We start from the raw sequence: 14669 nt of genomic DNA, 5'->3' as shown, positions 1-14669 counted from the left end.
AGGACGACCGCGTCCCAGGCCGGATCGGCGAGGCGGAACCGGCGCGGACGGAGGTTGGTGGTCATGAATCGAGCCTCCGGGCGAGCATCCGGTCGACAAGGTCACGCTCCCGCTCGCCGAGCGTAGCCAGCAGCCCGGACCAGCGGGAGGGGTCGGTGTGCCGACCGACCAGGTCACCGACGCGGGCGTGGTGTCCCGCCCAGTCGGCGCGCCAGACAGCCGCATCGACGGCCGCACGCAGTTGCTCCAGGGCCTGGAACAGGTAGACGATGCGCGGCAAGTGGCGGGCGGTCGCGATCGCATTGGGGCAGGCGAAACACATCAGGAATGACACCGTGCACGGCCCATCCGGTGTCATCGGGCTGTGCTCGAAGTCCTCGCATGCGCCCACCGTGGTGTCCAGTTCGCCGGCCAGGACCTGCTCGGCTGTCTCCGTGGAGACTCCCGCCGCAGTCGCGAGATGCCCTGCTTCCGGCTCGCCGTCGACGGATGCGATGAACCGCATGCGCACCTGGTCGTAGGCCGCGGAGACGGCCTTGGTCAGCCCGACCTCGATGACGTCCTTGGCCTCTTCGGTGACCGTCTCATCGCGCCGCAGGTAGAAGTCCTCGTGCACGCGCTGGGTGTTGTTGCGCGGCCCGATGAAGACCTGAACCGAGTGCCGAAGCCGCACGGCCGTCAGGTCCGGCGGGAGACCGGTGCCGGCCGCTTGTTCGCCGGCCACCCAGGAAGCGATCTGATCGCCGAGGTAGACCGTCCCGTCCCCGATCCTGGACTGCTCGCTCCCGGTCCGCTGGCGCCGTGTGACTAGCAGCGCGTCCGAAGGACGTCCCAAGTGCGCGGCGCTTTTCCGCGCAGGGTCGGTCATCGCCAGGACCTGCTGCATGACCCAGCCAGCGGTGTGCTCACCGGCGTCGACCAGGTTGTGGCTGTTGTGACGCCGGCGCGCTCCCCGCCGCGGCTTGTCAGTGTCCACCCGGTGGATCGCCGGCGCCGGACTGTCCTGGTCGGCGTTCGGCCACTGCCGGGGCACCGTCATCTCCTGCAGAACCGACAAGTTCCACGCCTCGTGGCAGATCAGCAGCACTGCGGCGGCGCCGATCTCGGCCGGACTAGGAAACAACGAGTCCAGTCCCTGCGGCAGATGCCTAGCACCGAATCGGGCCTGCAACTCCCGCTTCGCCCACGCCTTGACGTGCCCGCACGGCTGCCGCGGCAGATCTCCGTGCCGGATGACGTGGTCCAGTACCTCGCCCCAGCGCCCGTCGGGATTCTCCGCGGCGAAGTCACCTGACTGCCACCGTTCCAGAACCCGGACGTTCCCCTCGATCCGCAGCCGCGCCGCTCGCACCGTCCGCGCGGCCGCGTCCCGCACCTGCCGGATCTCGGACTTGGTGTAACCCTGCTTCCGCGACGGCTTGTGTCCCGATCCCACGCGCCGCATCGTCAACGCATACCGAGTGTCCGCCGGCAGTCCGTTCACCTCCAGCAGCACGCTCGACAGACGACGCCGCCCCATGCTCGGCGCGAGCCAGTCTTCCCACACTCGAGGGGTGAGCTGCGCGATCGTCCTAACTGGCCGCTTACGCGCCGCGATCTCCTTGAAGAACAGCTTCAGGTCATTGGCGTACGACTTGCAGCTGCGCGCGCTCGTCCACCGCACCCGCGTACACCGGGCGAACGCGGCCACCAGCGCCTTCCTCAGCTGCTCGGGCCCCGGGCACTTGCTGAAGTCGTACGTCCCCAATTCACGGCCGTCCTGACCGACTACCCGCACCACCAGTCCAGAGGCATCCACCAGCTCCGGCCGCCGGTAGTCAGCCGCCGGCTGCACGACGCGACTGCCCCGGCTCACGCGACGTCCAGCACCAGGCCGGTGCGCTCGGCCAGCCGCGCCAGCGCCTCGCCGTTGCGCGGGTTGTCCGCGTCCTCGAGTAGCGTCTCCACCTGCAGACCGCGCACCGGCTCCAGATAGATGTCCCGCGTTGTCTCCTCCGACCGGTGCCCCAGCAGGTCCTTCGCCACCGTCCACACGGTGCCGTACGCGTCCTCGTACAGGCGCCGCTGCGACGGCGACAGACCCATGCGCCGGTCCAGCGCATGGTGGAGCGACACCAGCACTCGCAAGGCCATGGAATGCCGCAGCATCTTCGGCGTCGCGAACACCTTTACCCCTGCGGCCGCGCACCGGTCGCTCGCCCGCTCGAACGTCTTCGTCCAGCTGCGGTACGCCATCGGCATACCCGTCTCGGTCAGCCACACGATCGCCGGCTCCAACCCGTCCTCGCCGCGCACGAACATCCGCATCCGTTGCGCGGCCGTCAGCTCGTTCAGGTGTCCTTCGCGTAACCGGCCGTCTGGCTCACTCCACCGCACCCGTCGGCTGCGCCCGACCTCCTCGACGACCCGCAGCCCGGGAATGCGCTCGTACGAACCCTCGCGCTGGGCGCGCCGGATCGCGGCCTGCCGGGTGGAGACCTGGTACAACTCGACCGACTGCAGGGCCGCGTGGCTGACGTAGTAGAAGCGCCCGGCCCGCTTGGCGACTGCCTTGCCCACCCAGCCCGAGTAGTACGACCGCGCTCCCAGCTCCGGCAACTCCACAGTGAGCACCGTGCCGGCCTCACGACGACGCAGCCCGGACGAGTACACGAAATCCGCGAACGCGACGTCCCGACCGTCGTTGCGCCCCGGCCACCCCGACCGCTCTATCCCGTCCGGCAGCAACCCGGCCAGCCCAACATCACGCCACAGCCGGAAGGCCCGCGGCGTCAGCCACTTCACGCACGAATTCCGCACGTCCCCCGGGGCGAGCTCAGGCGACTCCACGACCATCCCGTTCGGCAGCGACATCGGGCGCATCACCACAGGCGTCTCGGCGATGAACCGCAGCTTCTTCGCGATGCCGTACAGCAATTGGAGGGCGGCAAGCTCCTTCTTCCACGTCGAGCCGACGATCAAGCTCGGGTTCCCCTCGCCCCTCTGGCGCCAGTCCTCCCAGTCCTCCAGGTCCGCGCTCGTGGCTTGATCCCAGTTCCGGCCCCGGTGCTACAGGAAAGTGAGGAACACCCGAAAGCATGGCGCGTAGGTCTCGCGAGTGCCTTCTGCCTTGCGCATGAAGTCGCGGTGCCGGAGCACCGCGCTCAGCCGAGGGTCGACCCGCCCGTCCGGCGAGACGAGGATCGGCATGCCCTCGCGCAGTCCCAAGGACTGTTCACGCGCCTCCAGGTCGCTCCAGCGCCCAAGCCGGGAGTCAGGAGCCGGCGTACCGCCATCACCCACCCAGAACAGCTGCCACTCGGCCACAACTCACGCCCCCTGTACGGCAACACGACCTACAGCAACACGCCGACCGTACACAGAACGCCAGGTGGTAGGCGAGGGCGATCTGTTCGCGCTGACGGTCTCCGGCGATTCGATGATCGACGCGTCGATCTGCGACGGCGACATCGTGACCGTACGGCGGCAGGACAGCGCCGACCATGGGGACATCGTCGCTTCTAGCGGGGTCAACCGTTGTGCAGTGTGATCCGATGAGGATCGGTGCAGTTCAGCAGCAGTGCGAGGACGCTACCGCGCGCAACAGGTGTGGCGCTATCACCCGATCAGGTAACGGCGCCACGGTCCTTGGCACCTCAGTCAGGGGCGCAGGTGCGATGCTCTGCGCGGTGACGCGGCCTGGTACCCGGATCGGGGGCTGGTTCGAGCCCCATCGCCACTGGGCGACAGACTGACGCTCGCCACCTGAACCAGCTGGCCGCCCGGCCGGCTCCGCAGGAAGGCGCGACGGTTCAGTCAACGGACATCGCCCGGATCTTTGGGCCGTACGTGACGACCACCGCAATGACCGGCGCACTCGAACGCGACGCCCGCACGCTCCTGGCGGCGTATGCCGACGGCAGCTGGCGCCCGGCCGAAGCAGAGTTCGAGCTCGCCGGAGGACTGGCCCGGACCCACTGGAGCGGATCTGCGTTCCGGCCGCGCTGCGAGAGACCTCCGAACCCGTCCGCGCCGGCCGCCTCGTCGAGGTACTCGATCCGGCGGCGCCGGTCCTTAAGTTGACCGACACCTCGGCCGCGCAGCCGGCGCTGCTTGCGCTGCGCCAGCTGGTCGACGCATTTGCAGCCGCCTAGGTCCGGCCCAGACCCACTGCATCCGCCGGGCCCGGCTCCCGCTGGAAAACAGGCCGCGCGGTACTCGAAGCGATGGGATCCTACGGGGATGGGGCATCACTCCTACCTGGTCGTCGGCGAATACCAGTTCCTCTACACCCGCGATCACTACAACGAGGAACTGGCAGCGCTCTTCACCGAGAACGACCGCGAGCTGGCCGTCACCGACGCCGCCGACACGTGGGACGACGACTGGGACGGGAAGGAGATCGCGTTCGGCTACTACACCACCGCCAGCGCTCTGCGGCAGCGCCTGAACGTGCAGGGTTTCACCTCGCGTCGCGCTCTCGCCGACCTGGCGGAGGGCGTCGAGCGATGGCGGAAGACATACGACGATCAGAGCGGGCTCCGCGAACAGGAGGCCCGAGGTGAGCAGGTGTACCAGACCCTCGCCCGGCCCCCGCGTGAACCCGCCGAACTCCTCGCGGCCATCCGCGTGGCGATCGGACCGCGCCGGCCGCAGGATTCGTTCGCCACAGGTCAGGAGTACGTCTCGTACCTGATGGAAGTCACCGATACCGCCGCAGACGTCGAAGAACTCCGCTGGTTCGTCGAGGACCGCAACCTCGTACGGCTGATTCTCGATCAGGCCTCCGACCAGGTGAGGGTCGGGCTGGACGTGAGCGGGCTGACCGGCTGCTGTGTAGGCCTGGACACGGACCAGCCCATCGCCGGTCCGACGCGTGAGCGGCAGATCGCGGCCTTGCCCGACAACGCCCCACTGATCGTGCTCACGGAGGGAAGCACCGACTCCAGGGTTCTCACCGAGGCGATGCACGTCACCCACCCGCACCTCGTCGACTTCGTCCGTTTCATCGATTACACGGGCACGGACACGAAGCCCCAGGGCAGCGTCGGGGCGCTCGCGAACATGGTGAACGCGTTCATCGCGGCCGGCGTGGCCAACCGTTTCGTGGCCATCGCCGACAACGACGCAGGCGGGCACGAGGCGTTCGCCAAGCTGAAGAGACAAAGGCTGCCGGCGGGTTGTCGGGTGCTGCACTACCCGGAGCTGCCCCTGCTGGCCCGCTACCCCATCTTCGAGCCGGCATCCTCCGCCGTAGCACTGACCGACGTGAACGGCACCGCTGGATCCCTGGAGATGTACCTCGGTGAAGACGTCCTGACGGTCGACGGCGCGCTGGCCCCGGTCCACATCGGACGCTTCATCCCCGCCGTCCAGCGCCACCAAGGGTCGCTGTCGCCTGCACACAAGGTCCTGGTGCTGAAGGCGTTCGACAAGAAGGTGAAGGCGGCCCGATCAGGGCAGCACAGCAGTGGCGACTGGAGCGGCGTGCACGCCATCTTCGAGATGATCGTCCACGCTTTCGACTGAAGGGCCCAGGAGTCTCATGTCAGGAGGCCGCCTTCCCAACGGGGCAGATGACCTGCTTCCGGTTCTCTGTATCAGGCGGGATGGTGTGCGCGTCGGGCGGTTCTGCGGGCGTGGGCGGCCGTGTCCTCGGCCCGGCGGCGGGCCTCGCGCATGGCCCGGTCCGCGGCGCGTGTCTCCTCGCGGGCCCTCCGGACGGTCTCCCGCCGGTGAGCGGCCAGTTGCCTCGTCAGGTGCCGCAGCGTGCGGCTGGACAGAAAGCCCGCATGTGAAACTCCGGTACTCTGACGGATCATGCAACAACCCGCCACAGAGCCACACCCCGCGAGTACGAGCGTCCAAGCACCAACGAGGGACACCCGCACCACGTCACACCACACCTGCAGGAACCCCGTAGAACGTCGCCGCGCTCCTGGAGGACGAGGCCACCGTCAAGGTGCTGCGCCGACAGGACGGGAGAGTGTGGCTCATGCCCCGCAACCCCGCCTACGAGCCGATCCCGGGCGACCACGCGCAGATCCTCGGCAAGGTCGTCGGCGTTCTGCGGGTGCTCTGAGAAGACGGAAATCCCTTGGAGATCCACCTGTTCGGCGTGCCAAGCTGTCACCCACCGAAGGGGTGTAGCTCAGAGGTCAGAGCGCCGGTCTCCAAAACCGGATGCCGCAGGTTCGACTCCTGCCGCCCCTGCTTACGCGGGCGCAGTCCTCGTTCTGCGGGCCCGCAAGTAGTACACCAACTCCACCGAGAGCCCTCCTGCGACGACTTAGCCCAGAGCGGGCGCGCGTTAGAAACGGGTGTGGCACCGTTGACGTGAGGCCTGGTTCGTCACTCCCCCCGTGGTGACGGACCAGGCATCATTCTCTGCCGGTCTCCAGTACCCGCTCCGGCGGGGAGGTCTGCGTGAGGACCTGCCGTAGGTCGGTGTACATCCGCAGCCGCACCCCGGGCTGGCCGGGAGCCCGGGTGGTGCGCTCGGCGGTCGCCGTCCCCCAAGTTCGGGCGATCGCGGCTTGGAAAGCGAGGACGGTGTCATCGTCGAAGCCCGCCACGTCGATGACGAGCAGGCCGGGTTCGCACAGGTGTGCTTCTCGGATCGGGTCCACGTCTGTCAGTACGTGTTCGTGCCCGGCTGGGGTTCTGTTCAGGCTGGGGATTCACCCGACTGGGCGAGTTGTCAGTGGCGACGTCTACCGTCCCTTGCATGACCAGTTCGCCGAACTCCCCCAAGAGCGCATGGGTGTTGGAGGCCACCATCCGGACAGCGCCAGCCGCCCACTCTCAATGGCAGGAGCAACTCGACAGGCTCCGCCAGATCGCCTCGTACGATCCGGAGACCCAGACGTGGCATGCCCGCCTTGGCGCGCTCGACCTGGCGGGCGTGGAGATGCTGCAGGCCCTCTTCGACGCCGCGCGCGTCCACGGCACCGAGGTGCGCCTTACACCCGTGGCGGTCCCGGCGTACTGGGACGGTCCCTTCTTCACGCGGAGCCCGGACGTGGCCGCTCTGCTGGAGGCGCAGACCGACCGCGGCCGGCCGCTCGGTCAGTTGCCTTTGGCCTGAGGAGCGCGGCGGGTATCGGACTGGGCGCTTGCCCATGCAGGACCCTCCGCTGCTCCGAGAGCGTCAGCTGCTCACTCTGAAGCGGCGGAACATGTCCGGGAGGAACTGCCGCAGAAGGGACTGGGCGCCATCGAGACGCTTGAGCTCGTTGTGGCCGAAGCGGAAAACGTCGTACCCCCTGAGCTTGAGATCTCGGTCAGCGGCGACCATGTCCGCGTACTTGCCTGTATCCGGAGTGCGGCCGCGGTCGCGGGTGTAGTGCTGTGATCCGTCGACCTCCAGGACGACGCGCTGTCCGTGAGGCAGCAGCAGGAGAAAGTCCATGCGAGAGCGCAGCAACGCCTCAGGGCCGCGTTCTTGAACGGTCCTGTGGTCCCAGTGCAGCCACACTTCGGGCAGGAGAGCGGGATCGCCGGGGGAAGGCCCGAGGATCTGGTGGTAGGCGATGAAGAGGTTCTTCTGGCCTTCCGAGTTGTCCGGCAGGCTTTTGAGGAGTCGTTGGTAGAGGCCCCCTCTGGCCTCGGCCTCACTGCTGATCTTGCGGGTGTCCTGCCACCAGACATGCAGATCACGCCAGCGCAGGCCCTCGATAGGGATCTCACGGTCATAGACGAGGGTGTCGTCCGGGCTCCCTCCAACGATCTCGATGTCGTTGTCCACCGAGGACCGGAAGCGGATGTCCGGCTTGGTGAACGAGGCAAAAATGATGTTCTTCGGCCGCCGGTTGCCGAGCAGTCGCGTCGACACCACTGTGAACACCGGATAGCCGCCATCGTTGCCGGTCACTCTCAACTCGACCCCGGCAACCCGCAGATGGCTGTTGATCGTGCCGACGGATTTCTCCTGGAGCTGCTCATCAAGGAGGACGTCCGCTGATACCAGGCCCTCCAGGAAGCGGGCACACCTGGCGTCCCCGGCCTGCGCGACGGCCGACTGCCACGACTTCGCGAACAGCCCCATCACCGGCCCGAGCCAGGCCTGCCGCGCCTCGTTCCTGACGTGCCTGGGCTGTGCCAACGCCCGCATCCACCCCGGCCACCACCCGCGCTTGGCCCACCTACACCGGGCGCTGTCCCACCTGCGCTCGGCCCAGCTACCGACGGCCTGGGAAACCGACTGGGGCGAGGCCCACGCCCGTCTGGAAGACCTCAAACGCCGCCTTGGAGACGCCGTCTGGGCCCAGGCCTTGAGCCGCGTCACCGACACCGACCGCGACCTCATCAACTCCCTGCTGACCGGAGTGCTCGACGCGTGACCACCGCACCCCACCACGACCTCTACATCCTGCCGATGCCCACGCCGGACACGCCTGTCGTTCTCCTGCACCGCGTCCTGCCCATGCACGCGCACATCAACGGCCACTACCGGGACTGGACCTGGCCCCTGGCCGCGCTGACGGAGAATCCCAGCAGCAACAAGGCCAGCATCCGATGGCGCCAATGTCCCGCCACCTTCCGAGACGAGCTCCGGCTCGCCGCCTGGACCATGATCAATGGAGAGCTGCGGCCCACCTTCCTGGCCGCACGGGCACGCCGGCTGCGCGCCCGTCTCAGCCTGAGCGACATCACCGAGGCCGTACGGCAGTGGATGTACCTAGCGGCCTGGCTGGAGGAGCGCGGGCTGGCCTCGCTCGCCCAGTGCACGACCGCCGTCTGGAACGCCTACGACCAGCACCTGCTCGCTGCCGGGTCCAGCCGGGACCGCGTGCTGGACATCCTCGGTTGTCTGACCCGACTCTGGGCGTTCGACCAGCTCTCCGCTCGTCCGGCCGGCATCGCCCGGCCGCCGTGGGACGAGCTGGGGGCCGACGACTTCCTGCCCGCCGCCTCCTCTGCTGGCGGCGGGGAGAACACAAGCGAGGTGCTGGCCGAGGAGACCATGGGTCCGCTGCTCGTCTGGGCCCTGCGCATGGTCGACGACTTCGCCGAGGACATCCTCGCCAGCTTCGCCGATACAAAGCGCCTGGCGGAGGCCGGCCGTACGATCCCAAGCACCCCGGCGGGCCAGTCCGCCCTGGAGGCCTACCTGGATCCGCTGGTCGCGGCCCGGTCACCGCTGCCCGCCGTACGACTCAAGGGCCACGAGGGGTACGGCTTCGCCCGGTACTACGTCGGCGGCATCACCGGCGCCTCCCGCCACCAGGTCGCCCTGTACGTTCAGCGCCACGGCCTGGTGGCCCCTGCCCACTGCCCACCCCCATCACCGGCCGCATCGCGGGGCGCCCGTGGCGCGAAGCCCTCGACTTCGCCGAGACCCCGGGGCTGATCCGGCTGCTGGTCACCGCGTGCTTCATCGTCATCGCCTACCTCACTGGGATGCGCCCGGGCGAAGTGCTCGGGCTGCGCCGAGGCTGCTGTCCCGACCCGGAACCCGACGAGTCAGGCTGCACCAGTCGGCACTTGATCTACGGACACGAGTACAAGAACGCCACCGACGACCGAGGCAACCACCACTCCGCCGGCCGCGAACGCGACGTCCCATGGGTCGCCATCACCCCGGTCGTCACCGCCATCCGGGTGCTGGAGCGCATGGTCGCGCCCGGCGAACTGCTGTTCAGCCACGCCGTGCACGGCGCCATGGCCGGCCCCAGCACCGGCTCCCTGCGCTCCTCGGCCGTGCGCACCCGCATCGAAGACTTCATCGCCTGGGCGAACGACGAAGCCACCCGCCACAGCCTGCCCGGAGAGGTGATTCCGCCCGACCCGCACGGTGCGATCGGCACCCGGCGTTTCCGCCGCACCCTGGCCTGGCACATTGCCCGCCGTCCGGGCGGGCTGGTCGCCCTGGCCATCCAGTACGGCCATCTGCGTACCGCGCTGGTCTCCGAGGGATACGCCGCACGCAGTCGCGACGGCATCCACGAGCTGATCGACATCGAGACCGTCCGCGCGGTGGCCGACACCGTCGCGGACCTGAACGAGGACTTGGAGGGCGGCGGCGGTGTCTCTGGCCCGGCCGCCCGGCGGGCTATCAAGGCTGCTGCTCGCGCCCCGCGCTTCGAAGGCGCCGTCATCAACGCCACCACCGCCCGGCGGCTCCTCGCCAACGACAACGCCCTGCTCTTCGACAATCCCCAGGCGCTCCTGCTGTGCCACTACAAGCGGGAACAGGCCCTATGCCACCGCATCGGGCTCCGCGACACCCCACGGCTCGATCACTGTGTGCCCCGCTGCGGCAACGTCGTCCGCACCGATCAACACGCCGCAAGCCTCCGCGACCGCGCCGACGCGCTGGTCAAACAGGCCGCGCACGCGCCGCAACCGATCAGCGAGCGGCTCTGCGACCACGCCGGACGTCTCCGCGGCATCGCCGACACCCACGACCGCACCCGGATCACCTTGAAGGACACCACCGCATGAGCGGAGCACCCGACGAACGCGACCGCATCCGCGCCGCGATGGACCGCATCCTGGCCGGACGCCCTGAGCACTCCAACGGGGCGCTGACCATCGTGGCCCTCGCCATCGAGGCCGGCGTCCCCCGCAACGCCCTCACCCAGCGCCACCTCGACCTGAAGAACGAGTTCTACGCCAAGGTCAAAAAGCGTGGGCACCCTTCAGATGCCGAGGCCCGGCTGCGCAAGCAGGTCGTGCGGCTCAAGGAGCTCCGCGAGAAAGACAAAGCCGAACTCGAACAACTCCGCGCCGACGTCGAAGGGCTCGTCCGGGTGATCAACCAGCTGACCTTGGAAAACCGACAGTTGCGTGATCTGCACTCTGTCCCCAACCCGGTTGTCCGTGTCCTTCCCGTCCAGCAAACACCGCCCAAGCCCGGGTGACCTCCGAAGCTCTCGTATAAAGAGGAATCAAGATGAATACCATGGAGAGCCGCGAAAACCGCTAGATGGGATCTTTTCTACTGACGGGATGAGGTGTGTGGTGACTGGAGTCACGTAAACGCTCACTCCGCCGGGGCAGGTCTTTGAGCAACATGCCGCGGACGCGCGCGGATCATGCGAGGCCCGCGCCTAGGTGAATGAACGCGGCCCAGAAACGGGACTCCGCGTAGCAGCGAGTCTGCCGAGGACGGCTGTCGAGGAAGGTGACGGCCTCGCGCAGGCGGGCACGGGCCGGTTCATCCCGTACGACGTCGAGGAGGCCGGTGCACCACTGGGACAGCTGCTCGGCCGTGGAGTCCCGCAACCACAGTTGTGCCGTGCGCAGGGCGTGGGCGGCGCCAGAGGGCAGTTCTTGGTAGAAGCGGGTCGCGAGGAGCATGGTCGCCAAGTCGTTCACGTTCCACAGCGAGGCGATCACTTCCGTCGCTCCAGCTTGGAGGAGCCCCGAGGCCAGTCCGATGGCCTCGTCCGGAAGGAACTGGTCGGTGGACGCCGTACGGCAGGCCGACGCGAAAACCAGACGGACGCCTTGGAACGCGTGGTCCGCCATGATCCGGTGGAGCGTCATCTGGGTGCCCTGTGCGAGGACAAAGGCCGACTCCAATGGACGGAGGGCATCGAAGACACCGTGACACGCGAGGTGCACATGCGTCGCACCGGGCAGGTCCTCCTTGAGGAAGAGGGAAGCGGTCGCCGCCGCACCGTGCCGCACCACGCACCGCGACCAGGGGCCCAGTGCGGCGACGGCGGCGGCCTCGACCGAGGCGAAGCGGAGATCGTCCGTGGGGTTGCCGACCGCGGCCAAGGCGGGGGCCACGGTCCGGGAGACGGGCCGACGGGCGAGCACCGCCGCTGACGGTGCGAAGGACACCGTGAACTCGTCCAGCAGGCAGCAGTCGTCGTTGGGGAGGGCATGCAGCGGCAAGTCGCCCAGGGGCCCACACCCGATCAGGGTCACCTGCTCGACGTCAAGTGCGCGCAGCCACGCCGCGAGAGTGCCCGTGAGCTTCTCGAGCGCGACGACCACGTCGTTGTCCCCGGGGGCCTCCGGCACGTCCGCTGTACGGCTGTCGATGTCGAGACCGCCCTCGCCGCTGCGCCGGACGAGCAAGAGATGCACGGCCTGCCGGTGCAGGTACGCGTAGACCAAGGGCCGGTGCGGGGGCGACGCAGCCGACAGCTCACCGACGCCGGGCGGGCGCAGCACCTCGGCGGCCCCGGTGAGCTGAGCGATTGCGGCGTCCCGCTGCTTGCGCGCCTTGGTGATCGCCCGTACCAGTGTCAACTGGATCCGTTCGGTGTAGTCCGTGCCGAAGTTGACGGGCACCGACCGCTCGGCGGCCCCGAGCTTCGCGAGCTGGTCACTTGCCGCCCGGTAGGCGTTGTAGGCGTCGGGATCGGCTTCCCGTGCCCTGTGCAGTGCGTCCTGGTCCTGCTGCAGGATCTCGCCCAGTTCCCGGGCCCGGGTCCGCTCCAGAAGGAGAACTGCGTCCATCGTGCGACCCGCCCTGTTCATGACGGTGACGATCTCCAGGACGTCCCGTGCCGCCGCGCGCTGCTCCATCTGTCGGCTCTGGCGGAGCAGCGCCTCTTGGTAGAGACTCTCGTGCAGCTCCGCGGCCCGTGCCCCCACGTCCGCCGCTGTCTGCCAGTCCTCCTCGTCTCTGAGAAATCTCAGGTAGAGGATGGACGCCCTGTATGCCTCATTGCGTTCTCCGAACTCGATGAGAGCCTTGATCGTGTTCTCGTGAGCGGTGCGGTCCTGGGGTGGCTCCAGCTGCGACAGGTTGAGCTGGACGTTCGCCCAGTTCCGAGGACTGTTCTCGACAGTCAGCACACGCAGGGCAGACCGGAAATGTTCCACTGCGGCGGCGAGTTGCGCCGGCTCGTAGGTCTGCATCCGCATGACCCCCAGGAATGTGTGCGTCAGCGACCATTGCCGGGGGGAGGCCTCCTCAGTGAACACCTGGAGGCAGGAGGTCAGGTGGGCGATCGCGCGGTCCAGGTCCGGCTCGGCGCGCACTTCGCCGTTCCCCAGGGCGACCCCGAGACCGAATTCGGCGTGGGCCCACTGCATCGGGTGCTCTTCGAGGGTGAGGACGGAGAGAGCGTCCATGAAGGCCTTTACCGCAAGCTGCTGGGTGGCTTCGACGTCTCTGCCCCGCATCATGCTGTAGGCCACGCCAAGGGCCGTCTGGGACATGGCCCAGTCCAGCGGCATGTCACCCCTGGGCTGGGCCGTGAGGGACTTGCGGTAGTACTCGATGGCGCGCCACAGGTTCGCCTCGCGGCCCTCCGCGACCCGGTCCCGGTACAGATTCCCAAGATTGTGGTGTACGTCCCCGCAGCGCACGGCGTCGGTGATGGGATCGATTAGGTCGAGAGCTTCGTGGGCCGCGGTGATCGCCTCTTCGACGTTCCGCTCCGGATCACCGACAGCCTGGCGGGGCAGGAGTCGGGCCAGCGTGTTGAGCAGACTCGCCCGCCCCGTGCGGTCGGCGTCCGCCGACATCGCGTCGAGTGCGGTGCGGCAGAGGACGATCGCGCGGTCGATGTCGCCGGGTCGGTCTGTGTGGTCGTCGCCGTCGAGCAGACACTGAGCGAGGGAGTTGGCGATCTTCGGACAGAGGGGATGGTCCGGAGGCACCTCGGACAGGCACTGTTCGAAGAGGGCCACGGCCTCTTCCGTGTTGGTCACGGGGTCCCCGCCCCGGCGCCGGGCGTAGGCGATGCCGAGGTTGTACCTTGCCTCCAGGCCGACACCGTACGCGGTGGTCTCGGGGAGGTTCAGAACGGCCTGCAGGGCTTCAATGGCCTCGTCCGTGACGATCTTTCCGTTGGTGTGTACCGAGAGGATCTCGTCGGACAAGGCTACGGACAGGAGCACCCAAGCGTTCCTGTCGGTTTCGTAGGGGTTCATGGCGCGCGCCTCGCGAATCCTGGCCACTCGTGCATCGCGGTCGGGGATCCCTTCCAGGGCGGCGAGGAAGGCGTAGGCGTCCATCTGCCGGGGCTCCTCGGGTGCGGTCTCCTCGGGAGCGTTCTCCTCGACCCAGCCCTGCAGCGCCCGTAGCTTCGCCAGCAGTTCGCCCGCGGTCCGGCGCTCCGGACCTTCGGGAAGACCGCTTTCGCTCTCCGATGCCAGCCGTACCGCGCGCAACGTCAGGGCCCGATGGGTGGCCGCAGGACTCACCGGGAGCAGGGTGACGAGCGTGGATGCCAGGGCCAGCCGATAGCGGGGGGAGTTCGGATCGTTCGGTTCCTGCAGCAGTCGCTCCAGCACGGTGACGCGCAGCCGTCGCAGTGGAGTTGTCAGCTCGCCGGCGTGCCCGTCGATCAGCGTCAATACCCAGTCGCACACCGCGCGGGAAGCGGTGCCGGGTGGTGGGTCGTCCACAAGGGACCACATGGTCTGTGCCGCCGTGAGCAGGTCTTCGGCATCGTTGGTCATGTCGTACCGGCGCATCTGGCCCTGGGCGAGGTTGAAGTACCCCACGGCCCGTTTGCCGGGGGGAATCCCGGCCAGCCTCAGCGCGCTCTCCAGACAGGTCAGCGCCCCCGCCAGATCTTCCAGACGGCCGTCCCGGTCGTGCCGTTGCATGCGGGCTGTACCCAGGGCCGCCAGCGTCGACCAACGCTCGGTGGGCGGCAGAGTACGGAAGTCGGGATGCGTCATGACCGCCTCCCATGCCTCCACGAGCGTGTCCGTGGCAGCGTCATTCGGCAGCTGGATGGCTCGGCGGAAGAGCTCGGTCAGCATGGTCG

12 protein-coding genes, 1 tRNA gene and 2 pseudogenes are annotated in these 14669 nt (G+C 68.3%); 9 read left to right on the top strand and 6 right to left on the bottom strand.

All coding sequences use genetic code 11. From position 1 onward, the window contains the following. Positions 1 to 61 precede the first annotated feature (61 nt). The 3 genes from ACZ7L0_RS27225 to ACZ7L0_RS27215 form a co-directional block, all read right to left on the bottom strand. Positions 62 to 1855: a hypothetical protein gene (locus ACZ7L0_RS27225; RefSeq protein ID WP_471245195.1), complete on the bottom strand. Its 1794-nt coding sequence runs from the start codon at positions 1853 to 1855 to the stop codon at positions 62 to 64. Further along, the gene (locus tag ACZ7L0_RS27220) at positions 1852 to 2961 is read right to left on the bottom strand and encodes a site-specific integrase (protein WP_471245194.1); all 1110 of its coding nucleotides are present in this window, start codon (positions 2959 to 2961) and stop codon (positions 1852 to 1854) included. The genes ACZ7L0_RS27225 and ACZ7L0_RS27220 overlap by 4 nt, the downstream gene beginning before the upstream one ends. 87 nt (positions 2962 to 3048) lie before the next feature. Then, positions 3049 to 3306: a hypothetical protein gene (locus ACZ7L0_RS27215; RefSeq protein ID WP_471245346.1), complete on the bottom strand. Its 258-nt coding sequence runs from the start codon at positions 3304 to 3306 to the stop codon at positions 3049 to 3051. Here ACZ7L0_RS27215 and ACZ7L0_RS27210 point away from each other — a divergent pair. The 4 genes and pseudogenes from ACZ7L0_RS27210 to ACZ7L0_RS27195 all read left to right on the top strand — a co-directional run. Next, a pseudogene (locus ACZ7L0_RS27210) lies at positions 3188 to 3502 on the top strand (LexA family protein); the annotation flags it as partial. The gene ACZ7L0_RS27215 and the pseudogene ACZ7L0_RS27210 overlap by 119 nt on opposite strands. Before the next feature lie 719 nt (positions 3503 to 4221). Continuing rightward, positions 4222 to 5508 carry a HEPN/Toprim-associated domain-containing protein gene (locus ACZ7L0_RS27205; RefSeq protein WP_471245193.1) on the top strand — a complete coding sequence of 429 codons (1287 nt, stop codon included), beginning with the start codon at positions 4222 to 4224 and terminating at the stop codon, positions 5506 to 5508. Between the two features lie 397 nt (positions 5509 to 5905). Beyond that, a pseudogene (locus ACZ7L0_RS27200) lies at positions 5906 to 6061 on the top strand (LexA family protein); the annotation flags it as partial. Between the two features lie 58 nt (positions 6062 to 6119). Then, positions 6120 to 6192: transfer RNA gene (locus ACZ7L0_RS27195), tRNA-Trp, on the top strand. Positions 6193 to 6359: 167 nt separating this feature from the next. Here the strand turns inward: ACZ7L0_RS27195 and ACZ7L0_RS27190 are convergent. Continuing rightward, a complete protein-coding gene (locus ACZ7L0_RS27190; protein ID WP_471245192.1) occupies positions 6360 to 6608 on the bottom strand; it encodes a DUF6207 family protein in 249 nt (82 codons plus the stop codon). A gap of 98 nt (positions 6609 to 6706) precedes the next feature. Between ACZ7L0_RS27190 and ACZ7L0_RS27185 the strand changes: the two genes are divergently transcribed. After that, positions 6707 to 7066, top strand: a complete 360-nt coding sequence (locus ACZ7L0_RS27185; protein ID WP_145882032.1) for a hypothetical protein — start codon at positions 6707 to 6709, stop codon at positions 7064 to 7066. Between the two features lie 63 nt (positions 7067 to 7129). Here the strand turns inward: ACZ7L0_RS27185 and ACZ7L0_RS27180 are convergent, their stop codons facing one another. Next, positions 7130 to 8083 (bottom strand): AbiJ-related protein, encoded by a 954-nt coding sequence (locus ACZ7L0_RS27180; RefSeq protein ID WP_471245191.1) that lies wholly within the window; start codon positions 8081 to 8083, stop codon positions 7130 to 7132. Positions 8084 to 8114: 31 nt separating this feature from the next. On the opposite strand from ACZ7L0_RS27180, the gene ACZ7L0_RS27175 reads away from it, so the two are divergent. From ACZ7L0_RS27175 to ACZ7L0_RS27160, 4 genes are all read left to right on the top strand, one after another. After that, positions 8115 to 8321, top strand: coding sequence for a hypothetical protein (locus tag ACZ7L0_RS27175; RefSeq protein ID WP_471245190.1), 207 nt, complete (start codon positions 8115 to 8117; stop codon positions 8319 to 8321). Beyond that, the gene (locus tag ACZ7L0_RS27170) at positions 8318 to 9331 is read left to right on the top strand and encodes a hypothetical protein (protein WP_471245189.1); all 1014 of its coding nucleotides are present in this window, start codon (positions 8318 to 8320) and stop codon (positions 9329 to 9331) included. The genes ACZ7L0_RS27175 and ACZ7L0_RS27170 overlap by 4 nt, the downstream gene beginning before the upstream one ends. Before the next feature lie 134 nt (positions 9332 to 9465). Further along, complete coding sequence (locus tag ACZ7L0_RS27165) at positions 9466 to 10425, top strand: hypothetical protein (RefSeq protein ID WP_471245188.1); 960 nt, start codon at positions 9466 to 9468, stop codon at positions 10423 to 10425. Next, positions 10422 to 10844 (top strand): hypothetical protein, encoded by a 423-nt coding sequence (locus ACZ7L0_RS27160; protein WP_471245187.1) that lies wholly within the window; start codon positions 10422 to 10424, stop codon positions 10842 to 10844. Before ACZ7L0_RS27165 ends, ACZ7L0_RS27160 begins: the two co-directional genes overlap by 4 nt. Positions 10845 to 11016: 172 nt before the next feature. Here the strand turns inward: ACZ7L0_RS27160 and ACZ7L0_RS27155 are convergent, their stop codons facing one another. Continuing rightward, complete coding sequence (locus ACZ7L0_RS27155; protein ID WP_471245186.1) at positions 11017 to 14664, bottom strand: CHAT domain-containing protein; 3648 nt, start codon at positions 14662 to 14664, stop codon at positions 11017 to 11019. Between the last annotated feature and the right edge of the window lie 5 nt (positions 14665 to 14669).

It is taken from the genome of Streptomyces sp. NPDC039424, assembly GCF_055639495.1.
This window is presented reverse-complemented; position numbering and strand designations above follow the sequence as displayed.

Excerpts from the sequence above, each read along its gene's own strand:
- ACZ7L0_RS27205 (WP_471245193.1), top strand. The coding sequence starts at position 4,222 with ATGGGGCATCACTCCTACCTGGTCGTCGGCGAATACCAGTTCCTCTAC.
- ACZ7L0_RS27185 (WP_145882032.1), top strand. The coding sequence starts at position 6,707 with ATGACCAGTTCGCCGAACTCCCCCAAGAGCGCATGGGTGTTGGAGGCC.
- ACZ7L0_RS27160 (WP_471245187.1), top strand. The coding sequence starts at position 10,422 with ATGAGCGGAGCACCCGACGAACGCGACCGCATCCGCGCCGCGATGGAC.
- ACZ7L0_RS27155 (WP_471245186.1), bottom strand. The coding sequence starts at position 14,664 with ATGCTGACCGAGCTCTTCCGCCGAGCCATCCAGCTGCCGAATGACGCT.